Origin of the sequence: Niveispirillum sp. SYP-B3756 (assembly GCF_009495745.1) — a bacterium.
Classification (GTDB): domain Bacteria; phylum Pseudomonadota; class Alphaproteobacteria; order Azospirillales; family Azospirillaceae; genus Niveispirillum.
Window position 1 is genome coordinate 232,362 of sequence record NZ_WIDQ01000001.1, and the last position, 22,622, is coordinate 254,983.

The 22,622-nt window shown below is 64.1% G+C and carries 18 protein-coding genes; 5 read left to right on the top strand and 13 right to left on the bottom strand.

What is annotated here, in order from left to right:
* Positions 1 to 16 precede the first annotated feature (16 nt).
* Positions 17 to 874: a tryptophan synthase subunit alpha gene (gene trpA, locus GE253_RS01075; RefSeq protein ID WP_153202808.1), complete on the bottom strand. Its 858-nt coding sequence runs from the start codon at positions 872 to 874 to the stop codon at positions 17 to 19.
* A 229-nt stretch (positions 875 to 1,103) separates the two neighbouring features.
* On the opposite strand from trpA, the gene GE253_RS26645 reads away from it, so the two are divergent.
* Positions 1,104 to 3,170, top strand: a complete 2,067-nt coding sequence (locus GE253_RS26645) for an HWE histidine kinase domain-containing protein (protein ID WP_153202294.1) — start codon at positions 1,104 to 1,106, stop codon at positions 3,168 to 3,170.
* Between the two features lie 134 nt (positions 3,171 to 3,304).
* Here GE253_RS26645 and GE253_RS01085 read toward each other — a convergent pair whose 3' ends face one another.
* The gene (locus GE253_RS01085; RefSeq protein WP_153202295.1) at positions 3,305 to 4,378 is read right to left on the bottom strand and encodes a Glu/Leu/Phe/Val dehydrogenase; all 1,074 of its coding nucleotides are present in this window, start codon (positions 4,376 to 4,378) and stop codon (positions 3,305 to 3,307) included.
* 175 nt (positions 4,379 to 4,553) lie between these two features.
* Positions 4,554 to 5,510, bottom strand: a complete 957-nt coding sequence (locus GE253_RS01090; protein WP_247878465.1) for a peptidoglycan-binding domain-containing protein — start codon at positions 5,508 to 5,510, stop codon at positions 4,554 to 4,556.
* A gap of 164 nt (positions 5,511 to 5,674) precedes the next feature.
* Between GE253_RS01090 and GE253_RS01095 the strand changes: the two genes are divergently transcribed.
* Positions 5,675 to 7,090, top strand: a complete 1,416-nt coding sequence (locus GE253_RS01095; RefSeq protein WP_153202297.1) for a response regulator — start codon at positions 5,675 to 5,677, stop codon at positions 7,088 to 7,090.
* A gap of 11 nt (positions 7,091 to 7,101) precedes the next feature.
* Here the strand turns inward: GE253_RS01095 and GE253_RS01100 are convergent, their stop codons facing one another.
* Positions 7,102 to 7,824, bottom strand: coding sequence for a response regulator transcription factor (locus tag GE253_RS01100; RefSeq protein WP_153202298.1), 723 nt, complete (start codon positions 7,822 to 7,824; stop codon positions 7,102 to 7,104).
* A 219-nt stretch (positions 7,825 to 8,043) separates the two neighbouring features.
* Entirely contained in the window at positions 8,044 to 11,157 is a 3,114-nt protein-coding gene (putA, locus tag GE253_RS01105; RefSeq protein ID WP_153202299.1) for a bifunctional proline dehydrogenase/L-glutamate gamma-semialdehyde dehydrogenase PutA, read from the bottom strand.
* A 131-nt stretch (positions 11,158 to 11,288) separates the two neighbouring features.
* Between putA and GE253_RS01110 the strand changes: the two genes are divergently transcribed.
* Positions 11,289 to 11,774, top strand: a complete 486-nt coding sequence (locus GE253_RS01110; RefSeq protein ID WP_153202300.1) for an Lrp/AsnC ligand binding domain-containing protein — start codon at positions 11,289 to 11,291, stop codon at positions 11,772 to 11,774.
* A gap of 3 nt (positions 11,775 to 11,777) precedes the next feature.
* On the opposite strand, the gene GE253_RS01115 is transcribed toward GE253_RS01110, so the two are convergent.
* Complete coding sequence (locus GE253_RS01115) at positions 11,778 to 12,305, bottom strand: hypothetical protein (RefSeq protein WP_153202301.1); 528 nt, start codon at positions 12,303 to 12,305, stop codon at positions 11,778 to 11,780.
* A 153-nt stretch (positions 12,306 to 12,458) separates the two neighbouring features.
* Here GE253_RS01115 and GE253_RS01120 point away from each other — a divergent pair, with 153 nt between their 5' ends.
* Complete coding sequence (locus GE253_RS01120; RefSeq protein WP_153202302.1) at positions 12,459 to 12,854, top strand: dihydroneopterin aldolase; 396 nt, start codon at positions 12,459 to 12,461, stop codon at positions 12,852 to 12,854.
* A 42-nt stretch (positions 12,855 to 12,896) separates the two neighbouring features.
* Here GE253_RS01120 and GE253_RS01125 read toward each other — a convergent pair whose 3' ends face one another.
* From GE253_RS01125 to GE253_RS01145, 5 genes are all read right to left on the bottom strand, one after another.
* On the bottom strand, positions 12,897 to 13,556 hold the full coding sequence (locus GE253_RS01125; RefSeq protein WP_153202303.1) for a GNA1162 family protein: 660 nt from the start codon (positions 13,554 to 13,556) through the stop codon (positions 12,897 to 12,899).
* Positions 13,557 to 13,564: 8 nt separating this feature from the next.
* Positions 13,565 to 13,957 carry a DUF4810 domain-containing protein gene (locus GE253_RS01130; protein WP_153202304.1) on the bottom strand — a complete coding sequence of 131 codons (393 nt, stop codon included), beginning with the start codon at positions 13,955 to 13,957 and terminating at the stop codon, positions 13,565 to 13,567.
* A gap of 12 nt (positions 13,958 to 13,969) precedes the next feature.
* Positions 13,970 to 14,278, bottom strand: a complete 309-nt coding sequence (locus GE253_RS01135; protein ID WP_153202305.1) for a hypothetical protein — start codon at positions 14,276 to 14,278, stop codon at positions 13,970 to 13,972.
* 5 nt (positions 14,279 to 14,283) lie between these two features.
* Positions 14,284 to 15,273, bottom strand: coding sequence for a CsgG/HfaB family protein (locus GE253_RS01140; RefSeq protein ID WP_247878421.1), 990 nt, complete (start codon positions 15,271 to 15,273; stop codon positions 14,284 to 14,286).
* Positions 15,274 to 15,390: 117 nt separating this feature from the next.
* Complete coding sequence (locus GE253_RS01145; protein ID WP_153202306.1) at positions 15,391 to 16,620, bottom strand: threonine ammonia-lyase; 1,230 nt, start codon at positions 16,618 to 16,620, stop codon at positions 15,391 to 15,393.
* A gap of 184 nt (positions 16,621 to 16,804) precedes the next feature.
* Here GE253_RS01145 and GE253_RS01150 point away from each other — a divergent pair, with 184 nt between their 5' ends.
* Positions 16,805 to 20,413, top strand: coding sequence for a hydantoinase B/oxoprolinase family protein (locus GE253_RS01150; protein ID WP_153202307.1), 3,609 nt, complete (start codon positions 16,805 to 16,807; stop codon positions 20,411 to 20,413).
* Between the two features lie 170 nt (positions 20,414 to 20,583).
* Here the strand turns inward: GE253_RS01150 and GE253_RS01155 are convergent, their stop codons facing one another.
* Together GE253_RS01155 and GE253_RS01160 are read right to left on the bottom strand one after the other, a co-directional pair.
* Positions 20,584 to 21,408 carry a protein-glutamate O-methyltransferase gene (locus GE253_RS01155; RefSeq protein ID WP_153202308.1) on the bottom strand — a complete coding sequence of 275 codons (825 nt, stop codon included), beginning with the start codon at positions 21,406 to 21,408 and terminating at the stop codon, positions 20,584 to 20,586.
* Positions 21,405 to 22,616, bottom strand: a complete 1,212-nt coding sequence (locus GE253_RS01160; protein WP_247878422.1) for a chemotaxis response regulator protein-glutamate methylesterase — start codon at positions 22,614 to 22,616, stop codon at positions 21,405 to 21,407. The genes GE253_RS01155 and GE253_RS01160 overlap by 4 nt, the downstream gene beginning before the upstream one ends.
* Positions 22,617 to 22,622: the final 6 nt, after the last annotated feature.

A 22,622-nucleotide genomic window follows, 5' to 3' on the forward strand; every position in this document is an offset into this window, starting at 1 on the left:
CCCGCGGCTGGTGCCGTCAGATGCGGGCGTTGCGCACCCCTTGGGCCAGCGTTTCGACGAATCCTAACACATCGGCCACCAGGGCGGCACCCGGCTTGCCGTCGTCATCCAGCCCGGCTTCAATCTTGCGCACGATGGCGCTGCCCACCACGGCGGCATCGGCCACACGGGCGACGGCAGCGGCGGCTTCCGGCGTGGAGATGCCGAAGCCGACAGCCAGCGGCAGATCCGTATGGCGGCGCAGGCGGGTCACCGCCTCTTCAATCGCCGCACTGCTGGCGCTGCCGGCACCGGTGATGCCAGTGACGGAAACGTAATAGACAAAGCCCGAGGTATTGGCGAGCACGGCCGGCAAGCGGGCATCATCCGTGGTGGGCGTGGTCAGGCGGATGAAATTCACCCCCGCCTTCAGGGCGGGTTCGCACAGCTCGCCATCTTCTTCGGGCGGCAGATCGACGACGATCAGCCCGTCCACCCCGGCGGCGCGGGCATCGGCCAGGAACGTGTCGACGCCATAGCTATAGATGGGGTTGTAGTAACCCATCAGCACGACCGGCGTTTCGTCATCCTGGGCGCGGAAATCGCGCACCATGGCGAGGGTACGGGTCATGCGGGCGCCATTATTCAGCGCCCGCAGGCCGGCGGCCTGGATGGCCGGGCCGTCGGCCATGGGATCGGTGAAGGGCATCCCCAGCTCGATCACATCGGCACCGGCCCCCGGCAGCCCCTTCAGGATGGCGAGGCTGGTCTCGTGATCCGGGTCACCGGCGGTGATGAAGGTGACGAGCCCGGCCCGTCCCTCCTGCTTCAGCCGGGCGAAGCGGCGGTTGATGCGGCCGGAATCGGCTTCACGGGCGGGGGCAACAGGGGTCATGGCGCTGGCTTCGGTTGTCACGAAAAGGCGGCGCACCATACCCCCCGCTCCCTTCGGAGACAATCGGCCAATATGCGCAGACGGGTGCCGAGGGAAACATTCCTTTTCCCATCATACGGCGGGCCTTTTCATTTGGTGCGTAATATTCTGCACGGAATGATTGCTTGTGCCCCAGGCAACCGATAACGTCCCTCAGTTGTTTCGTCGACAGGACTGGTCTACCCGCATCGTGCCGACACAAACCGCCGAGGAAGCAACCCCTTCCTCCTCCTCTCCCCGCATTCTGGAAGCGGCCCCGTCGCGGGCGGTGATCTGGCTGGCAGTCGCCGCCCTGCTGATCGCCATGGCCCTGTTCGGCATGGAACTGGTAGTGGGGCGCGACCGGGTGATGGACCGCGCCGCCTCCGATGCGCGGGCTGGGGCGCGGCAACTGGCCGAACATGCCGCCAAGGTGATCGGCACCCATGCCCTGATCCTGAAGAATGCCGAATGGGTCTTCCAGAACGAAGGCTGGGACCAGATGGCAGCAACGCCGTCGCTGTATGACTGGCTGCGCCACCTGGCGACCGAGGCGCCGGAGGTCCAGTCCTATTGGCTGGTGGATGCCAAAGGAGAGGTGAGGATCAATACCCTGCGCTGGCCCGGCCAGTCGCTGAATGTCGCCGACCGGCCCTATTTCAGTTTCCATGTCGATCATCAGAGCGGCCCCTATATCGGTCCCCGGATGATCGGGCGCATCCATCCGGAAATCTTCTTCCCCATCAGCCAACGGATTGAGGGGCGCGATGGCTCCTTTCAGGGGGTGGCACAGGTTTCGCTGCGGCCCAGCTATTTTGAAAGCTTCTATGCCTCCGTCGCCCTGATGCCGGGGACGGAGGTGATGCTGGTGCTGGATGATGGCACCGTGCTGGCGCGCCATCCGGCTGGCATGGTGGCGGAGCCGGAATTGCCGGGGGTCGCCGCCCTGCTGGCGCAGGCCGGACAGGCAGAAGCGTCGGGCGCCGTGAGCGACCGGCTGTTCAATGTCGCCTCCCCCTTTGACGGGGTGCGGCGCTATTACGCCGTGGCCGGGGTGGACCGCTTGCCGGTCAAAGTGATCTATGGGCTGTCGCAGGACCATCTGGATGAGGTGTGGCTGCAATCGGCCCTGGGCCATATCGGCTTCGCCCTGGTGGCCACCATGCTGTTATTGCCGCTGGCGGCCATCGCCATGCGGCAGACCAAACAGGCCGAACAGGCCCAGGCAGACCTGCGCAAGGCCAACAGCGCCCTGGAAAGCCGGGTAGCGGAGCGCACCAACCATCTGCATTCCGCCCTGACCGATCTGCGCCGCAGCGAGGAACGGTTGAGCCGGCTGGTCGCCACCATCCCGGTGGGGGTGGTGGAATATAATGCCAGCGGCATCATCACCGACATAAATGCGGCGGGTGAGCGCATTTTCGGCATGTCGAAGGAGGCGTTGGCCGGCCTCAGCCATGATGCGCCCCTGTGGCAAGCCGCCCTGCCCGATGGGCAGCCCCTGGCCGGACCGGATCATCCCGTAGCCCGCGCCCTGGCGGGGGAGGCGATCAGCGACATGGAATATGCCGTGCGCGACCCGCGCACCGGCGCGCGGCAGGTACTGTCGGTGAATGCCGCCGCCATCCGCGATCCGGGCGGGCAGGTCATCGGCTGCACGGCCACCGTCGTCGATGTCACCGCCCGGTATGAGGCGGAGGATCGTCAGCGCCTGCTGATGCGGGAGGTGGATCACCGGGCCAAGAACGCCCTGGCCGTGGCCCAGGCCGTGGTACGGTTGAGCAAGGGTGACAGCATTGCCGAATTCACCCGCGCCGTGGAAGGCCGCATCTCCTCCCTGGCGCGTTCACACAGCCTGCTGGCCCAGGCCTCCTGGTCGGGGGCCGACCTGAAACGGCTGCTGGAGGATGAGCTGAACGGCTTTGTCGAAGGGCCGGGCCGACTGGTGCTGTCCGGTCCGGCCGTTCAGTTGGGGGCCGATCTGGTACAATCGCTGGGCCTGACCTTCCATGAGCTGGCGACCAATGCCGCCAAGTATGGCGCTCTCTCGGCCGGCGACGGCTATATCAGCGTGCGCTGGTCAGTACAGCGCCAGGTGCTGAACCTGCATTGGGAAGAACATGGCGGCCCGAAAGTAACCGCCCCGCCCGATCATAAGGGCTTCGGCTCCACCCTGCTGGGCCAGGTGCTGCGCCACCAGCTGGGCGGCAAGATGGAAATGGAATGGGCCGAAACCGGCCTGAAATGTCACCTGACCCTACCGTTGACGGACGCATGAAAAACGGGGTGCGGAACAAGGCCCGCACCCCGTTTTCTTCAATACTAATCTCCTTCAACGCCGGGCGTGCGGCGGGCCGGCAGTCGCCGGCCTCCAAGGGGCATGTCCCATGCCCCTTGGCATAACGCATTGCCTCAGGCAGCAACGCGCTTGGCGTCCTTGCCCTGCTTGGCAGCCGTCAGGATTTCCCGCGCCATCTCATCCGCCACATCGCTGGTGGGACGGCTGTCGCGGTCGGCCCGGCGGAAAATCTCCGTCAGGGTGACGGGAATGCGCTCCACCTGCCGCAGCACGTCATCCTTGTCATAGGATTGCGTCACCTCAGCCGAGACATTGATGATGCCGCCGCCATTGATGACATAGTCCGGCGCATAGAGGATGCCGGCCTGGCGCAGTGCCTCACCGATTTCCGCCGTGGCCAGCTGGTTATTGGCCCCGCCAGCCACCACCTTGGCCTTCAGCTCGGTCAGGCTGACCGGGTTCAGCACCGCGCCCAGCGCACACGGGGCATAGACATCAACCTCGGCCGCATGGATATGGTCGGCGGCCACGGCCGTGGCGCCGAACTGGTCCACCGCGCGCTGCACGGCATCGGCATGGATATCGGCCACGGTCAGCACCGCACCATCTTCGGCCAGTCGGCGCAGCAGGTTGGAACCGACATTGCCCAGCCCCTGCACGGCCACGCGCACACCCTTCAGGCTGTCGCTGCCCAGCTTGTGCCGGACAGCGGCCTTGATGCCCAGATAGACGCCATAGGCCGTAAAGGGCGAGGGATCGCCGCTGGCATCATGGCCGCTGGACAGTCCGGCAACATGGCGGGTGGTCTGGCCCATCTGCATCACGTCGGCTACGCTGATGCCCACATCTTCGGCCGCGATATAGCGGCCGCCCAGGCTTTCCACCACCCGGCCGAAGGCGCGGAACAGTGCTTCAGACTTGTCCTTGCGGCTGTCACCGATGATGACAGATTTGCCGCCGCCCAACGGCAAGCCAGCCATGGCGTTCTTGTAGCTCATACCGCGCGACAGGCGCAGTACATCCTTCACCGCATCGGCTTCGCTGGCATAGGGCCACATGCGGCAGCCGCCGCAGGCCGGCCCCAGCGCCGTGGAATGCACAGCAATGATGGCCGACAGGCCGCTGTCGGCATCACGGCCGAACAGTACCAGTTCATGATGATCAAAGTCGGGGAAATCAAACAGCATTGTCGGAATCTCCAGCCCGCAAAGCCCTGTCAGTGCCGGCCTTTCACGACCGGTCGGCAAGGGCAAGTCTAGGCCTGGGAGAGGTCCGGGGTCGATTTCGTTGTTGGGGGGCCGAATGCACGTTTCGACCACCCAACCGCCCGTTCGGGTAATTCCATGTCCCGCGCAGGCGGGATCAGCCCAGACGGCGCGGGTCGCGGGTGGGGGCGGTGAAGGCCGGCTCCCGCCGCGCCGTCGGTCCGGTGGGCGCGCCGAATGTCGGTTCACGCCGCACGCCTGCCGGACCGGCACTGGCTGCGGGCCGGGGCGGCGGCGGGGCGGCCGGACGGGCAGCGGCGGGGCGGCGGGCGGCCGGACGACGCCGGCGGCCACTCCACCAGAGATTGGCGACAACTCCCAGGATGAAAACGCCAATGCCCCCCATCAGCCCGTACCGCGCCCAGTCCGGCACGGTCACGTTAGTCGGATCAAAGCCAGCCGGGTCCGCCGACCCGCCGCCATCCAGCCCCTCCGCCTGCACATCGCTGCGCGGGGCGGCTTCCGGCGTGCTGGTCTCCGCCGCGGCCGACCGGTTGGCAGGGGCCGGCGGGGACGCATGACCCAGAATGGAAGGCCCGCCCCCCAGCCCCTTTTCCACCGCAGCAGCGGGCGGAGCGGCGGCACCGGTGGCGCGGCTGGCCCCCAGCAGCGTGCTTTCCGATCCCTGACCACGATCCACACCGGGGGCGGCGGGGGCCGCGTGGGGCTTCACCTCGCTCTCCTTCAGCATGGGACCGGAGGAACGGGCGCGGCTGTTGGGATCAGCCAGATTGCCCACGCCCTTGCGTTCCGGCTGGTCCCGCATCAACTGGTCGATGGTTTCCTGATCCAGCCGGCCCGTCGCTTTCAGCCCATATTTGCGCTGATAGGCGGAAATGGCCGCAGCCGTGGCACTGTCCATCTTGCCGCTGGCCCGGCCCTGATACAGGCCCTGCTGATCCAGGATCTGCTGGGCCCATTGAATGGTCGCGCTGTTGGGTTGCTTGTCCTGTGCCCGCGCCGCAGGTGCGGTCAGGATCAGGCTGGACAGCACCAGCAGAACAGCACCACGACGGGCAGCGCGCGAAAAGAGCGGGGAACGGGGGAGCGACATCGACACTTGGCGGATATCCTGCGAAAGGCCGCTGCCGCAATGCGGCATGACGCCCGACCATGGCACTTCTGGCCAGCGATATCAAGAACCGGCGGACGATCATCGCCAGCGATGGACCCATGACCGGTGAAGCCTGTAGGATTGGCGGTGATTGAGACAATTCGATGGCCATTTTGCCCCCCCTGTCCGCTTCCCCCGTCAAAACATTGCGTACCATCCGCTGGGCCGGTCTGGTCTGGCTGGCTGTGCTGCTGGTTACCGATCTGCTGACCCTGGGGGCCAGTGCCGGCATCCTGCTCTGCCGGCTTCCGGCATTGCTCTGCCTGCTGGGCTGGATCAGCGGACGTCCGGCCGGGTGGCCCCTGGCCGGGTTGACGGCGCTGACCGCCCTGGCCGGACAGTCCGTTTCCATCGCACTTTGGGCCAAGGGGGGGGCGCCGGGACCGCTGCTGGTGGCCGGCGGGCTGGCGCTCAGCCTGCCGGCCATCCTGCTGGGTCGGATCTTCCGATTCGACAATCTATTTCCCGTCGACAGCGCCCCCGATGGCGAAGGCACTCCCGACCTCAGGGCCGTAGAATCGGTGCCAAAGCCGGTTTTGCGCATCGCCGGGGACACAATCCAGGCCCGGCTGGCTGTGCTGGGCGATGGGCTGGACCGGTTGGCCTATGGGGCCGATGGCGCCCGTATCCGCCCCCTGTGCATCGAGGTGAAGCAAATCCGTATCGCGGTGGAACAGACGCTGGGTGCCCCGCCGCAGCAGCCGGCCCGCCCGCTGCGCGATCCCGCGCCGGCCAGTGCCGCAGCAGCACCGCCAGCATCCGCGCCCCCACCCGTACGGCGCGCCCTGTCCATCCTGCTGGTGGATGATGATGTGGTCGGCCGCACCCTGACCCGGCTGCTGCTGGAGAAGGATGGACACGAGGTGGAGGAGACCGACGACGCCAAGATGGCGCTGGAGATGGCCCTGATGGAAGGGCCGGAACTGGCGCTGATCAGTTCCCGCATCGGCCGCCACCGCGGCCTTGCGCTTGCCTGGTGCATCCATCGCGGCAAGGGGCCGCCGGTCATTCTGCTGCGCGGACCGGCGGATCGGGCGATGGAGGCAGATATCCAGCGGGCCGGGCTGCGCGGCGTGCTGGATAAGCCGGTGACGCCGGCGCGCCTGGAAGCCATTTTAGATGCCTTCCAGGCCAGCAGGGGCCCCGCAGAGGCGGCATCACCGGCCGTGGGACATGGGGCCGACCTGAACCAGGAACTGCTGGCCGATCATCTGCGCCTGCTGGGACCGGAACGGCTGGGTCAGATCATCGACAGTTTCCTGTCCAACGGACCGGAGACGCTGGAGAATGCCGCCAAAGCAGCACGGGAAGGCGATGTGCATAATCTGGGCCGCGCCGCCCACAAGCTGGCCAGCGGCGCCTTGACCGTGGGGGCTGCCGCGCTGGCCGCCCTGGCCAAGGGCATCGACACTGCCGCCAAACGCAATGAAGGGGATGCCGCCCTGGCCCAGGCACAAGCACTTCCCGCCCAGTGGCTGGAAGCCAAGGCAGCCCTCACCCGATTCCGCCAGGGGCTGTAACCCCCCAGCCGTCAAATCTGATCGGTGACCTCGACCGACAGGCGATACCCCAGCCCTTTTTCCGTCAGGATCAGGTCCAGGGAGCCGCTATCCTGCATCTTGCGGCGCAGGCGGCTGACCAGCACGTCAATGGTGCGGTCATTCGGGTTGCGGTCGGTGCCGCTGACGGCATCAATCAGCTGGTCGCGCGTCACCACGCGGCCGCCGGACCGTACCAGCAGGCCCAGCAGTTCAAACTCCCCGCGCGTCACCCGCACCTCCAGGCCCGCCGGGTCCAACAGGCGGCGGCGGGCCAGATCCATGGTCCAACCGCCGAAATACCGCACGGTGCCTTCGGCCTTGTACATCTTGCTGGGATGGGTACGGCGCAGCAGGTTGCGGGCGCGGGCCAGCAATTCACGCGGGTTGGGCGGCTTGGTCACATAATCATCGCCACCCGTCTCCAGCCCGAAGACGCGGTCGCCATCATTGGTGCGCTGGGTAACGATGATGATGCCGACATTGGAAATCTCCCGGATCGACTTGGCGAGCGTGAACCCGTCCTCGTCCGGCAGTTCGATATCCAGCAGCACCAGATCGGGCGGCTGGCGCAGCATCGCTTCGCGCGTCTGCTTGCCGTTTTCCGCTTCCGCCACCATGAAGCCAGCCTCGTGGAAATAGCCGGCAAGCAACGCACGGGTGGCCGGCTCATCCTCAACGATCAGAACCAGGGGCGCGTCGGCGATCTCAGCCATACCGGAACAATCTCCATGCCTAGACCGGCGTCAGTCACGCTGTCACGCAAGACAGACCGCGTGCGACACCATGTCAACGCCTATACCGCGTTTCCGCATGGAAATGAAGTCAGTGCAATAGATAAAATACAGTTTAATTTTGGTTAATGTGAGGAACTATAAGGAAAATCAGCCATCATTGCGGCGGCGCGGCAGTCATTGCCGCGCCGCCAGCATCGGTCACGCTCCCAGTTCCAGCAGGGAAGCGTTTCCACCAAAGGCTGTGGTGTTGACGGTCAGGGTTTTTTCCGTAACGAAACGGTGCAGATAATGCGGCCCCCCTGCCTTCGGCCCCGTGCCGGACAGGCCCTGACCACCAAAGGGCTGCACACCAACCACCGCCCCCACCATATTACGGTTGATATAGGTGTTGCCAACCGGCAACGACCGGAACAGGGCCTGTGCCCGACCTTCCAGTCGGCTATGCACGCCAAAGGTGAGTCCATAACCGGTGGCGGCGATCTCTGCCGCCACCTTGTCCAGATCAGCGGCCTTGAAGCGGACGATGTGCAGGATGGGGCCAAAGACTTCCCGCTTCAGCACGGAAAGCGACGGGATTTCATAAAGGCGCGGGCCGAAGAAGCTGCCCTTGGCCGGTGCCGCCACTGCCTTGATCAGCCTGGCTTCCTTATCCATGCGCTGAGCATGGGCGGCCAACAGGGCCTTGGCCTCTTCATCGATCACCGGGCCGACATCGGTGGCCAGATCCATCGGGTCGCCCAGGTGGATCAGTTCCATGGCACCGGCCAGCATATGGGCCAGCTTGTCGGCAATGTCGTCCTGTGCGAACAGCACCCGCATGGCCGAACAGCGCTGACCGGCGGACTGGAAGGCGGAGGTGACGCAATCATCCACCACCTGTTCCAGAAGTGCGGTCGAATCGACGATCATGCAGTTCTGCCCGCCGGTTTCGGCGATCAGCGGCACGATGGCGCCCTCTCGGTTGGCCAGGCTGCGGTTGATGGCGCGGCCGGTTTCGGTGGAACCGGTGAAGCAGACACCGGCGACACGGCTGTCGGCCACCAGAGCCGCCCCCACCACCGCGCCGTCGCCCGGCAGCAGATGCAGCACATCGCCCGGCACGCCGGCCTGCAACAGCAGCCGCACCGCCTCTGCCGCCACCAATGGCGTCTGTTCGGCGGGCTTGGCCACCACGGCATTGCCCGTCACCAAGGCTGCCACCACCTGACCGATGAAAATGGCCAGTGGGAAGTTCCAGGGGCTGATACAGGCAAACACACCGCGCCCGGCCAGATGCAGTTCGTTGCGCTCCCCCGTCGGGCCGGGCAACAGCACCGGCTTCAGCCCGCCGCGCGCCTGGGCGGCGTAATAGCGGCAGAAATCCACCGCTTCCCGCACTTCTGCCACGGCATCGGGCAGAGTTTTGCCCGCCTCGCGCACCAGCAGCGCCATCAGGGCGGCGTGGTTGGCCTCCATCAGAGCGGCGGCACGATCCAGAATGGTGGCGCGATGATCCGGCCCGGCCCGGTCCCAGGCCGGCTGGGCCGCCACGGCCAGCGACAGCGCCCGGTCCACCCCGGCCTGATCGGCCAGCGCCACCTTGCCCACCACGAAGGTGCCATTGGCGGGGTCGATCACATCCTGCACCGCCCCGGCCAGTTCCGTCCCGCCAATGATGGGGCCGGCCGTCCAGCTGCGCGTCAACGCCTTGGTCATCTCCGCCTGCAGCGCCGCCACCCGGTCGGGGGAGGTCAGATCGATGCCCATGGAATTGGCGCGTTCAGCCCCATAAATGTCGGCGGGCAGCGGGATACGCGGGTGACGCAGCATACCATCATTCTCCAGGAACGCGGCCGGATCGGCCACCACATCGGACACCGGCACATCGGGGTCCATATAGGCGTTGACGAAATTGCTGTTGGCGCCGTTTTCCAGCAAACGGCGCACCAGATAGGGCAGCAAATCTTCATGGGTGCCGACCGGCGCATAGATGCGCACACGCGGCATGTTCGGCAGTACCTCGCGCGCCGCCGTGTACAGCAGTTCGCCCATGCCATGCAGGCGCTGGAATTCCAGGTCACGGTTATCGCCGGCCAGATGCAGGATGGCGGCGATCGTATAGGCATTATGGGTGGCGAATTGCGGGAAGATGGCGTCCTTGGCCGCCAGCATCTTTCGCGCGCAGACCAAATAAGACAGGTCCGTCGCCGCCTTGCGGGTGAAGACCGGATAATCGGCATGGCTGGCGATCTGGGACATCTTGATCTCACTGTCCCAATAGGCGCCCTTGACCAGCCGCACCATGAAGCGGCGACCGGCATCGCGGGCCAGCGCCACCAGCCAGTCAACCGTGTGGGTGGTGCGCTTCTGGTACGCCTGGATGGCCAGCCCCAGCCCTTCCCAATCCTTCAGGTCGGCGTCATAGGCGAGTGCGGCCAGCACCTCCTGGCTGAGGTCCAGCCGGTCGGCCTCCTCCGCATCGATGGTCAGGTTGATGTCCCAGCGCTTGGCCTGCAGGGCAAGCCCCTTCACCGCCGGCACCAGCCGGACCAGCACGTCTTCCTGTTGGGCATAGACATAGCGCGGATGCAGGGCCGACAGTTTGATCGACACGCCAGGGGCCGCCATCGGGCCCCGGCCCGCCGCTTCCTCACCCACCGCATCAATGGCCTTCTGATAGGCTTCCAGATAGCGCTCGGCCTGTTCCCAGGTCCGCGCGCCCTCGCCCAGCATGTCATAGGAATGCACGGTGCCGGCGGGCTTGGCCTTGCGCGCTTCCAACATGGCTTCCTTGATGGTGCGGCCCAGCACGAAATGGCCGCCCATCACCCGCATGGCCTGCCCCATGGCCGCACGGATGACGCTTTCGCCCGACCGGGCCACCATGCGCTTCAGGAAATTGCCGGCATCGCGTTCCCCGCCGCGTTCCAGATCGCTGATCTTGCCCGTCAGCATCAGGCCCCAGGCGGCGGCATTGACAAAGGCGCTGTCGCTGCGGCCCAGATGGGCATCCCACTGGCCCTGCGCGATCTTCTCGGCAATCAGCCGGTCCGCCGTCTCCGGATCGGCGATGCGCAGCAGGCATTCGGCGATGCACATCAGGGCGATGCCCTCATTATTGGACAGGCCGAATTCCTGCAGAAAACTGTCCAGCGGCCCCAGCTCCTTGCGGCGCAGACGGGCCGCGTTCACCACAGCACTGGCGCGGGCATGGATGCCGTCCCGTTCCGCCGCACTCAACCCCAGCCCGCGCAGCAGGCCCTTCACGGCCTCCACCTCATCGGCATGTTTGGTCTGGCGCATGGTGGTGCGGATGGCGTCGAGCGTCGTCATCTGGATGGTTCCGGCGGCTAAGTATCAGGGGATATGCCGGATTATCGCAGAGAAGCCGGGCGATTTTTCTCCAAACTTAGGCGTTTGGCCAGATATTATCCGGTAAAATCAGCCTTTCACCGGATTTCATCATGCGCGCCAGCGACAGCCTTGATCGGATCGACCTGAACATTCTGCACATCCTGCAGCAGGATGGCCGTATTGCGAATGTGGAGCTGGCGCGGCGCGTCAACCTCTCCCCCACGCCCTGCCTGGAACGGGTGCGGCGGCTGGAGCGGGATGGCTATATCCGGCAATATGTCGCCCTGCTGGACCCGGAGAAGCTGGAACGCGGGCTGGCCGCCTTTATCGAGGTGCGGCTGGACCGCACCACCCCCGACGTGTTCCAGATTTTCGCCGATGCCGTGGGACGGATGGATGAAATCCAGGAAGCCCATATGGTGGCCGGTGGTTTCGATTACCTGATCAAGGTACGGGTGGCCGATATGGCAGCATATCGCGCCTTTCTGGGCGACAAGCTCTCCTCCATCCAGGGTGTGGCCCAGACCCACACTTACATGGTGATGGAGGAGGTGAAGAATACCCATATGGTGCCGGTGCCCAGGACCGGCGGGTAAGGATTACTCAAAAGTTTGCAAGGGCGGTGGCGCCGTTTTCAGCAGACTGTCCAACAGCACCAGAATGGCCTCCATCTGCTCCCGCACCTTGTCCAGTTCCATGGATGTCTTGTCATCCAAGGCCGCTTCCATCAGCAGATTATCAAAATCATTCAGCAGGCTCTGCAGGCTCTCCCGCTCCTCCTGCAACAGATCATAGGCGCCCAGCGCATGGATCAGCAGGTCCGGCGGGTTCTGGAAAAAGGAAAGCGAGAGCCGGGTGAAGGTGGCAATGCCGCGCAGCCGCATCCGCGCCAGCCAGCCAGTCAATTCCGTCGGCACCCCCCGATTCGGCGCCTCGGCCGCCTTCTCGGTGATGGTGAAGATCATCGCCTGGATTTCCAGATAGCGCGCCCGCGCCTTCTTGAAGGCGGGGAAGGTCGGCAGCTTAGTGCCTTCCTGCTTCTCAAACAGGCTGACCGCACCGGCCAGCGATTGCGACAAATGCCGCAAGACCGTTGCCCGCTGGGCCGCTTCCTGTTCGTAGCGCATGAATGTCCCCGTATGTGCGCCTTAATCATGGCGTAACGGGTGCCTGCCGCGCAAGGGTAGGCGCCCCATCTTTCGCGTGGGAAAGCCGGCGGTCAAACGCTCAAGGCAGGCGCGCTTGGCCGCCTGCTTGTGCCGGATCGAGGGGAATGATACATGCCGCCCATGATGACGCAGCCATCGCCCCTTGGCCTGGAAAACAACACCCCGCCGGCCCCCCGCCCGCGGGGTTCCGCACGCGTGGTTGATCTGGTGATCGACGCCCTGATCGGCATTTATGATCACGAGCTGACCCGACCCCAGCGCCTGCGCATCAACCTGGACCTGACCTCGCTGCCCGACAGCCTGCCACTGGACCCGGCCCAGATCGCCACCCAGGTGACCGAGCATATCCAGAGCCGCCACACCAACCTGCTGGAAAGCCTGGCCGAACGGCTGGCCACCTTGCTGCTGACCGACCAAAGGGTCGCCAGCGTGATGGTGCGGCTGGAAAAGCCGGATGCCTTTCAGGAGTGTGAGGCGGTGGGGGTGGAGATTGTGCGCCTCAAATGAAAACGGAGGCTGGTCAGCCTCCGCTTCATACTTCTCTACCGCTCAATAGTCCTTGCCATACAGGGGGTCATAGGGCCCTGTCGCCATTCCATGCTCTGGACCATAGAAGGCAATCGCATTCGCCTGCTGGGCCAGCGGCAGGTAGGAGGGCTTGGCGCGCTCTACCGCTGCGGCAACGGCTTGAACAATAAGATTGGCAAGCAGGTTACCAGACGAGTTTTGCTGCTGTGGAGAGTAGGCGGTCGTCACCTGATCCTCCCAGATCGTCTGGCCTGTATGCCCATGCTTCAGAGTATATTTAACAGAAACCGTCGTTGTTGTTGCAATAACAGCATAAGACGATTGCCATGTCTCTAAAGTAATGAACATGACGGCATCTGCACCAAACAGATCCGCAACCTTCACCGGGTCTGCTTTATGTACAAGGTCAGCATCAGCCAACCCATCATCTTCCATGAAACGCTTCACCATATGCACAGGAAAGACATAATAGCCTTTCTCTGCCAGATAGCCTGGAATGGTGACCAGGAAGTTATCCGGTGCATCGACCTGCGTACTTCTGTTGACAACCGGGACCACCACGATTGAGCGCGGATGCTGGTCACGAAAGGCCGAGAAGTCTTTTTTGGGCGGCGCCTGATTAGCGCAGGCGGACAGCATGGCCAAGGCGGCTGCCGCGAGGATTGTTTTCCAAATCTTCATGATAATCCTCAGCTGGTCGGGGTAGCGGCGGCACCGGTGGCATTACCCGACCCAGCACCCGATGCGCCACGCGCCGAAGCGATGGCCCTGTCCATAAATTTCGCTGCTTCGGGCCAAGCGGCCTTCTCACGCTCGAAGAGTTGGACGGCCCCTTCTGTGTCACCCTTGCTCAGCTTGATGTAGCCAAGCTCAGCCAGCAGACCCGGCGCCAACTTCTGATGTGAAGGCGTCGAAATTACAGCTCTTTCCAGTGCAGCCACGTACTCAGCCTGCTTGGTTGGATCCTGCTGATATTCATAGAGAGAACTGGAATATTCACCCCAATGGTACTTACCAACGGCCTTGGCCGCACAACCGCTCATCAACAAAGCGGCCGCTGCCAGCACGAAAATTTTATTCATATTAGAGCACCCTTAATTCGGAACAGCGATTGTTTTAGTCACCTCATCACCGAGGTAAACTGTCTGCTCCAAAAGGATACGGCCACGATCTTCAACCAGAACTTTGTGGGTGCCGCGATCCAGCTGTAGCGTCTGCTTCTTTCCGTCATAGAGGGCAGCCTGCCCGATATACACGCCATCGATGCTCAGCTGGGCGGTCGGAGATGCGTTGGTGAAAGCCAGGGCCGGGCGCGTCTCAACGGTTTTCACGCCAACCTGCGGATAGGAGCAGGCAGCAAGACCCAGCATGAACAGCAGTGAAGTGACTGTTTTCCGCATCATGCCCCTCATTTGTTTTCACCGACGATCAGGTTGGTGGCATTAGCCGGCACGGTGCCGGACACCAGATGGACGACAGACCCTTCATTGGTGTCATTGTCGCCGAAATTGGCATCCACCTCTACTTCAGCAAGTTTCTTGGGTGGCAACTCTATGTCAAAACCTGTCTGGGGACTTTTGATTCGCTCGCCCGGTACCATCACGGCCAGCCGGTCACCCACCTTCACCCCTTGGCGTTGACCACCGCTGATATAAAGCCGGTTGCCTTCAACCTTCAGCACATCGGCGCGCCACGGGCGTTCTTCCAGCTTTGAAACCAGGCCGTTCATCATGTCGGAAATGGCCGCCGCGATTGCGCGATCATTCAGCGTCGCATCATAGTCGGCCTGACTGCCGAACCCCATGACCGTGCCCTTCTCGACAAAGGCCTCACCCGTACCGGACGTGGTGAAGAAGGCAACACCGGTCTTCACATCGACCAGCCGCACCTCAACCTTGGCACGGGCAACCTGCTTCTTGGTGTTGCTGAGGAAACCCGCCTGGCCTTCGTTCTGACGACCAAATTCCGTCAAGGAACCAATGACCAGAACATCCGATCCAACAATGTTGGTGCTGATGCCCGACAGCCTCTGCTCGTTCATCACAATGTTGAGGTCGGACCGCTCCAGAACAACGAAACGCCCGGAATCCACGAGACGGGCCATCAGCATATCGGAGACCTGCTTGCCCAGCGGGTCAAGCTGCTGCCCTGTCAGAAGCGCCTTGCCATAACGGGTTTCGTTGGTGAACCGCCCGATGGCGATCTTGCGCTTCAGCGCCTTAACCTCGGGAACCGCCTGCTGCAGCTGCTTTTGCGCGACGGCAACAGCCGCCGGTGCCTGCACGGCCTTTGGCGCCGAATCCGGAGTGGCACACCCACTCAATAGAATTGCCGCGCCGCCTACGCCGATAAGCATCGCCGCGCCAGGACGAACTTTCTTAAAAATACGCCTTTTCATTCGAATGCCCCCGAAATGGAGCATTCGAAGTACCACAATCAAGTGCGATTAATCAATTATGATGCGATATCCCATCTGGTTACTATCGTACTCTACCGGGCATTCCCTCGCCGTAGGTCAATCCACCCCGCCCGCCAATATCTTCACCTCGAACCCGCCCTTCTCCCGCAAGGCCGCCACCACCCGCTCAGCATGGCGCTTGGAGCGGCATTCGATGGTCAGGTCGATATCGGTGGCCTTGACCGAGGTGGTGGTGAACAGGCGCTGATGCAGCGCCTCGATGATATTGCCACCGGCATCGCCAACCAGACCGGCAATGCGGGCCAGCGTGCCGGGACGGTCGGGGATCATCACCCGCACGGCGATCAGGCGGCTTTCGCGCACGGCGTGGCGCATGATCACCTGGGCCAGCACGCGGCTGTCGATATTGCCGCCACACAGCACCAGCCCGACCTTGCGGTCCTTGAACTTCTCCGGCTGGGCCAGCACCGCCGCCAGACCGGCAGCCCCCGCCCCTTCCGCCACCGTCTTTTCAATGTTCAAGAACAGGGCGACGGCGTTTTCAACATCAGCATCGCTGACCAGGATCAGGTCATCCAGCAGGGCACGGCAGATTTCCAGCGTGTGGCGGCCGACATTCTTCACCGCGATGCCTTCGGCAATGGTATCGCCGCCCACCTCGATCGGCTGGCCCTTCAGCGCCTGATCCATGGCCGGATAGGCCTCCACCTCCACCCCGACAATGCGGATGGAGGGTTTCAGCGCCTTGGCCGCCACAGCGATGCCACCGATCAGCCCGCCACCACCGATGGGCACCACCAGCGTGTCCAGCTCCGGCGCGGCCGCCAGCATTTCCAGCGCAATGGTGCCCTGGCCGGCAATCACCGCCGGATCATCATAGGGATGGACGAAGACCAGACCCTCTTCCGCCGCCAACCGTTCTGCCTCCGCCGCCGCCTCGGCCAGCACCGCCCCTTTCAGCACCACCCGCGCGCCATGTTCCTCCGTCCGCTCGACCTTGCTGAAGGGTGTGCCCTCCGGCATCACAATGGTGGCGGGAATGCCCAGCCGGCCGGCATGATAGGCCACACCCTGGGCGTGGTTGCCCGCCGACATGGCCACCACGCCGCGCGCCCGTTCCTCCGCATTCAACTGACGCAGCTTGTTCAGCGCCCCGCGCTCCTTGAAGCTGGCGGTGAATTGCAGATTCTCGAACTTCACCCAGATATTGGCCCCGGTCAGTTGCGACAGGGTGCGGGACGGCACACAGGGTGTGTCCACCAGATGCCCGTGCAGCGCCTTGGCGGCATCGACAACGTCCTCATGGGTGATGGCAAGCGCGGACATTATGCTGAACCCCTGCTTTCTGATTTTGTCCGCCTATAGTGCGGATGGGATGCCGGGTGTAAAGCCGCAATGCCGACGACGAGCACGCATGACAGCCCGGCAGCGCGATCTCCTATGGACGACGGGCCACCACGCGCGCCACACTCCCGTCCTCATTCTGGGTACCGGCTGAAAGGATCAGGGCATGGGTTCGCGTTGGCAGTTCTGGATCGACCGTGGCGGCACCTTTACCGACATTGTCGCCCGCCGGCCGGATGGCACCCTGCTGACCCACAAGCTGCTATCGGAAAACCCTGAGCGCTATCGGGATGCCGCCGTGCAGGGCATCCGGGAGCTGCTGGGCGTGGCAGCGGGGGAACCGGTGCCGGCGGACGCGGTGGATTCCGTGCGCATGGGCACCACGGTGGCCACCAATGCGCTTTTGGAGCGCAAGGGGGAACCGGTGCTGCTGGTGACCACAGCCGGTCTGGGCGACCAGTTGCGCATCGGCTATCAGGCAAGACCGAAGATTTTCGCCCGGCATATCCAGTTGCCCGAACAGCTCTACACACAGGTGCTTGAGCTGCCGGAGCGGGTGGCGGCTGACGGCGCGGTGCTGCTGCCGCTGGATGAGGATACCGCCCGCGCCGGGTTACAGGCCGCCTTTGACGCCGGTTTACGCGCCTGCGCCATCCTGTTCATTCATGGCTATCGCCATACCGCGCATGAAGCACGGGTGGTGGAAATCGCGCGGGAAATCGGCTTTACCCAGATATCCGCCAGCCATCAGGTCAGCCCGCTGATGAAGATGGTGGGGCGCGGCGATACCACGGTGGCCGATGCCTATCTCTCCCCCATCCTGCGCCGCTATGTGGCGCAGGTGGCCGATGCACTGCCGGGCATCCCGCTTTACTTCATGCAATCCAATGGCGGGCTGACCGAGGCCCAGCGCTTCCAGGGGCGCGACGCCATCCTGTCCGGCCCGGCTGGCGGCATTGTTGGTGCTGTGCGCACGGCGGCAGCCGAAGGGTTCGGCCAGATCATTGGCTTTGATATGGGCGGCACCAGCACCGATGTGTCGCACTATGCCGGGCAGTATGAGCGGTCGCTGGAAACCGTGGTGGCCGGGGTGCGGCTGCGGGTGCCGATGCTGCGCATCCATACGGTGGCGGCGGGTGGCGGCTCGATCTGTCGCTTTGATGGGGCGCGGCTGCGCGTGGGGCCGGAATCCGCCGGCTCCAACCCCGGCCCTGCTTGCTATCGTCGCGGTGGGCCGCTGACGGTGACGGATTGCAATGTCATGGTCGGCAAGCTGCATCCGGATTTCTTCCCCCCCGTCTTCGGACCGGAAGGGAAGGAGAAGCTGGACGCCGCCATCGTGCGGGAGAAATTTGCCGAACTGGCAGCCGAGGTCTCCGCCGCCAGCGGTACGGCGATGACGCCGGAGGCGCTGGCCGAGGGCTTCCTGCGGATCGCCGTGGAGAATATGGCCAATGCCATCAAGCATATCTCCGTCCAGCGCGGCTACGACGTCACCCGCTATGCGCTGAATTGTTTCGGCGGGGCCGGCGGGCAACATGCCTGTCTGGTGGCCGATGCGCTGGGTATGAAAACCGTTTATCTGCACCCGTTCGCCGGCGTGCTGTCGGCCTATGGCATGGGGCTGGCCGATCTGGGGGCCCTGCGTGACCGGGCGGTGGAAAGTGTGCTGGACGAGAGCAGCTTCCCCAGCCTGATCCAGACCATCGGGGTACTGGGGCGGGAGGCCGCGGCGGAATTGCAGGCCCAGGGGGTGGCGCCCGCCCGCATCGGCCTGCACCCCACCGCGCGGGTGAAGGTAGCCGGCACCGATGCCGCCTTGGAGATCACCTTCGGGGAGGTGCCAGCCATGCGCGCCGCCTTTGCCGAGGCGCACCGCCAGCGCTTCGGCTTTGACGTGCCCGACCGCGCCCTGGTGGTGGAAAGCCTGTCGGTGGAAGCCGTGGCCACCAGCGGAGAGAATGTGGATATCGGCGGCCCTGGCCCGGCCAATGCGCCCAGCCCGCTGACCCCGCCGCCGCCTTTGGCCGAGGTGCCCCTGTGGCTGGGTGGGAAAACCCGGAACGTGCCCGTTCATGACCGGGGCAGCCTGCCCCCCGGCACCCAGGTGCCCGGCCCCGCCATTCTGCGCGAACCCACCGGCACCACCATCGTGGAACCCGGCTGGCGGGCCGACGTGACGGCACGCGGCGGACTGGTGCTGCGCCGGGTGGTGCCGCTGCCGGCGCGGGTGGCCATCGGCACCGATGCCGATCCGGTGATGCTGGAAGTGTTCAACAATCTGTTCATGTCCATCGCCGAACAGATGGGGCTGGCGCTGGAGAACACGGCCCATTCGGTGAATATCAAGGAACGGCTGGATTTCTCCTGCGCCCTGTTCGATGCCGGCGGCAATCTGATCGCCAATGCCCCCCATATCCCGGTGCATCTGGGTTCCATGGGCGACAGCGTGCGGGCGGTGATTGAAACCCGCCGCAGCACCCTACGCCCCGGCGATGCGGTGATGCTGAACAACCCCTATCGCGGCGGTACCCACCTGCCCGATGTCACGGTGGTGACGCCGGTCTTTGATGAGGGGGGGCGGCATATCCTGTTCTGGGTGGCCTCACGCGGGCATCAGGCGGATATTGGCGGCATCACCCCCGGCTCCATGCCGCCCGACAGCACCAGCATCGACCAGGAAGGCATCCTGATCGATGATTTTTTGCTGGTGGAAGGGGGGCGCCTGCGCGAACAGGCGGTGGTGGAGCTGCTGTCCAGCGGCCCCTACCCCGCCCGCAATATCAGCCAGAATCTGGGCGACCTGCGCGCCCAGGTGGCCGCCAATGCCCGCGGCCGGGATGAGTTGATGAAGATGGTCAGCCTGTTCGGGCTGGAGACCGTGGCCGCCTATATGGGCCATGTGCAGCGCAATGCCGAAGAACAGGTGCGCCGCGTCATCAAGGTGCTGAAGGATGGGCAGTTCAAGGTAGCGATGGATAATGGCGCCAGCATCGCCGTTGCCATCCGCATTGATCCTGAACGCCGCACAGCGAAGATCGACTTCAGCGGCACCAGCCCGCAGCAGCCGAATAATTTCAACGCCCCTTCGGCCATTGTGCGGGCGGCCGTGCTCTATGTTTTCCGCACCCTGGTGGATGATGAGATTCCGCTCAACGATGGCTGCCTGGCCCCGCTGGAAATCACCATCCCCGAAGGCTCCATGCTGAACCCCCACGCCCCCGCCGCCGTGGTGGCCGGCAATGTGGAAGTCAGCCAGGCCGTGACCAACGCGCTTTATGGCGCGCTGGGGGTGCTGGCCGCCGCCCAGGGCACGATGAACAATTTCACCTTCGGCAACGATACCCACCAATATTACGAGACGATCTGTGGCGGGGCCGGCGCCGGGCCGGGCTTCGACGGTACCGACGCCGTTCATACCCACATGACCAATTCCCGCCTGACCGACCCAGAGGTGCTGGAATGGCGTTTCCCCGTCCGGCTGGAGAGTTTCCACATCCGCCAGGGTTCCGGCGGTCAGGGGCGGCACAAGGGCGGTGAGGGTGTGGAACGGCGTATCCGCTTCCTGGAGCCGATGACTGCCGCCATCCTGTCCAACAACCGCACCAACCGGCCGTTCGGGCTCGCCGGTGGGGGTGACGCGCAGCCGGGGGCGGCACGGGTGGAACGGGCTGATGGCCGGGTGGAGGAACTGCCCGCCACCGCGAAGGCGGCGATGCAACCGGGTGACGCCTTCGTCATCGTCACGCCGGGCGGTGGCGCTTATGGCGGGTGAGCCCAAGGGCCGAATCGGAGCAGCCTGAAAAGGCCCGCGACTCTGATTTCAGGTAAGGATAGGGGATGATTCACCCCCTATCCGAGGATTCATTTCGGCGAATAAACAAGGAAAGCCGGCCCTTTCGGGCCGGCTTTCAGACACGGATCGCTGATCCTATCCTTACTTGATCACCTGGATACAGGTGCGGACAGGGTGTAAAGCCCCCGCTGACCATCCATCGGCTTAAACTTTTCCGTGATGCCCAGCACCGTCTCCGCCCCGCCCAGATACAGCACACCATCGGCGGGCATCTGCTTGGCGATGGCTTCCAGAACCTTGCCCTTGGTCGGCTGATCGAAATAGATCAGCACGTTGCGGCAGAACACCACGTCGAACTGACCCAGCGGGGAAAGATCGCCCAGCAGGTTATATTCCCGGTACTGGACCTTATTGCGGATCTCATCGCTGATCTGCCACTTGTCCCCTGTCTGCTTGAAATATTTCACCAGCAGGGTAATGGGCAGGCCGCGCTGCACCTCGAACTGGGTGTAAAGGCCGGCACGGGCCTTCGCCACCATCTCGCCCGACAGGTCGGTGCCGATGATCTCAATCTTCCAGCCGGCCAGCTTGGCGCCTTCCTCGTTCAGCAGCATGGCCAGCGAGTAGGCCTCCTGCCCCGACGAACAGGCGGCAGACCAGATGCGGATCGTCTTCTTCGCCTGCCGGTTGGCCAGCAGCATCGGCAGCACGACCGCCTTGAACTGGTCGAACGGCTTCTGATCACGATAGAAGGAGGATTCGTTGGTGGTCATGGCCTCCGTAATGTCGCGCAGCATCGCTTCATCGCGCTTGCTGCGGACGGCCGCGGCCAGTTCCTCCAACCCCTTCAGGTTCCATTTGCGGGAAACCGGCATCAGCCGGCTTTCCAGCAGATAGGCCTTGTCCGAGGTCAAGACCAATCCCGACCGCTGCCGAAGCAGGGTGCAGAACATATCGAAGTCTTCGACCTTCATGCTGCCTGCCTCAATGCGATCTTCCGAATAAAGGGTCCGATTTCTTTCAAGGGCAATACCGAACTGCAGAGACCGGCGGTCGCCACAGCACCCGGCATACCCCAGACGACGCTGGATGCCTCGTCCTGGCCGATGACAGCGCCACCAGCCTGCACCACATTTTCCGACCCGCGCTGGCCATCATGGCCCATACCGGTCAGGATTGTCACCAACACCCGCTTGCCATAGGAACGGATGATGCTGCGCAGCATCGGGTCCACGGCGGGGCGGCAGAAATTCTCCGGCGGATCCTTGGTCAGGGTCAGGCAATTGACCCCGTTCTTCTGGACCACCAGCATATGGAAGTCACCCGGCGCCACATAGGCCCGACCGCCGACAATCGGTTCCCCTTCCTTGGCTTCCGCACAAGGGATACCGCATTGGCGGGTGATATGCTCGGCCAGGATGGTGGTGAAGGTAGCCGGCATATGTTGGGTGATCAGGATCGGCTGCTTCAAATCCTTCAGGTGGCTCAACACCTCGAACAAGGCCTGCGGCCCACCGGTCGAACTGCCGATCGCCAGCACATCCGGCCGGAAGTCCGGCATCGGGCGGAGGGAGATCGGTGCGGGTTCCGGCTTGGGCCGCACGATCGGTGCCAGCGTATAGCTGGTGGTCGGCGCCACGCTGGGGGTTGGCCCCACCGGGCGCGGTGCCACACCCGGTGCACCCGGTGTCGGGGCAGGACCAGCCTTGCGCGGGTCCGCCCGGCGCGCGGCCATGCCAAGCGCCTTGACCTTTTCGGTCAGTTCCCGCTTGAAGTCCGCCGCACTGGTCAATTCCCGCGTGGAGGATGGCTTGGGGATGTAATCCGCCGCCCCGGCCTTCAGCGCCCGCAAACTGATATCCGCGTTCTTGGCCGTCAGGGTCGATGCCATGACGATCTTGACGTTCGGATCAATCGCCAACAGATGCGGCAGCGCCGACAGCCCGTCCAGCACCGGCATTTCGATGTCCAGGACGATCACGTCAAACGTCTGGCGTTGCAGCGTATTGATCGCCATCTGCCCATTGGCGACGGAGGCGACAACCTTCACCTCCGGATCGCCTTCCAGCGAACGGGTCAGCAGACCGCGGATGACAGCACTGTCATCCACCACCATGACTCTGTAGGGTTCTGTTCCGGCCGGGACCGTTGCGGCCCCGGTTTTTCCGGGAAGCTCATTCATTGTTTG

Bases quoted from the DNA above. Each gene is read 5' to 3' on its own strand.
- trpA (WP_153202808.1), bottom strand. From the start codon at position 874: ATGACCCCTGTTGCCCCCGCCCGTGAAGCCGATTCCGGCCGCATCAAC.
- GE253_RS01085 (WP_153202295.1), bottom strand. From the start codon at position 4,378: ATGCTGTTTGATTTCCCCGACTTTGATCATCATGAACTGGTACTGTTC.
- GE253_RS01090 (WP_247878465.1), bottom strand. From the start codon at position 5,510: ATGTCGCTCCCCCGTTCCCCGCTCTTTTCGCGCGCTGCCCGTCGTGGT.
- GE253_RS01095 (WP_153202297.1), top strand. From the start codon at position 5,675: ATGGCCATTTTGCCCCCCCTGTCCGCTTCCCCCGTCAAAACATTGCGT.
- GE253_RS01100 (WP_153202298.1), bottom strand. From the start codon at position 7,824: ATGGCTGAGATCGCCGACGCGCCCCTGGTTCTGATCGTTGAGGATGAG.
- putA (WP_153202299.1), bottom strand. From the start codon at position 11,157: ATGACGACGCTCGACGCCATCCGCACCACCATGCGCCAGACCAAACAT.
- GE253_RS01110 (WP_153202300.1), top strand. From the start codon at position 11,289: ATGCGCGCCAGCGACAGCCTTGATCGGATCGACCTGAACATTCTGCAC.
- GE253_RS01115 (WP_153202301.1), bottom strand. From the start codon at position 12,305: ATGCGCTACGAACAGGAAGCGGCCCAGCGGGCAACGGTCTTGCGGCAT.
- GE253_RS01120 (WP_153202302.1), top strand. From the start codon at position 12,459: ATGCCGCCCATGATGACGCAGCCATCGCCCCTTGGCCTGGAAAACAAC.
- GE253_RS01125 (WP_153202303.1), bottom strand. From the start codon at position 13,556: ATGAAGATTTGGAAAACAATCCTCGCGGCAGCCGCCTTGGCCATGCTG.
- GE253_RS01130 (WP_153202304.1), bottom strand. From the start codon at position 13,957: ATGAATAAAATTTTCGTGCTGGCAGCGGCCGCTTTGTTGATGAGCGGT.
- GE253_RS01135 (WP_153202305.1), bottom strand. From the start codon at position 14,278: ATGATGCGGAAAACAGTCACTTCACTGCTGTTCATGCTGGGTCTTGCT.
- GE253_RS01140 (WP_247878421.1), bottom strand. From the start codon at position 15,273: ATGAAAAGGCGTATTTTTAAGAAAGTTCGTCCTGGCGCGGCGATGCTT.
- GE253_RS01145 (WP_153202306.1), bottom strand. From the start codon at position 16,620: ATGTCCGCGCTTGCCATCACCCATGAGGACGTTGTCGATGCCGCCAAG.
- GE253_RS01150 (WP_153202307.1), top strand. From the start codon at position 16,805: ATGGGTTCGCGTTGGCAGTTCTGGATCGACCGTGGCGGCACCTTTACC.
- GE253_RS01155 (WP_153202308.1), bottom strand. From the start codon at position 21,408: ATGAAGGTCGAAGACTTCGATATGTTCTGCACCCTGCTTCGGCAGCGG.
- GE253_RS01160 (WP_247878422.1), bottom strand. From the start codon at position 22,616: ATGAATGAGCTTCCCGGAAAAACCGGGGCCGCAACGGTCCCGGCCGGA.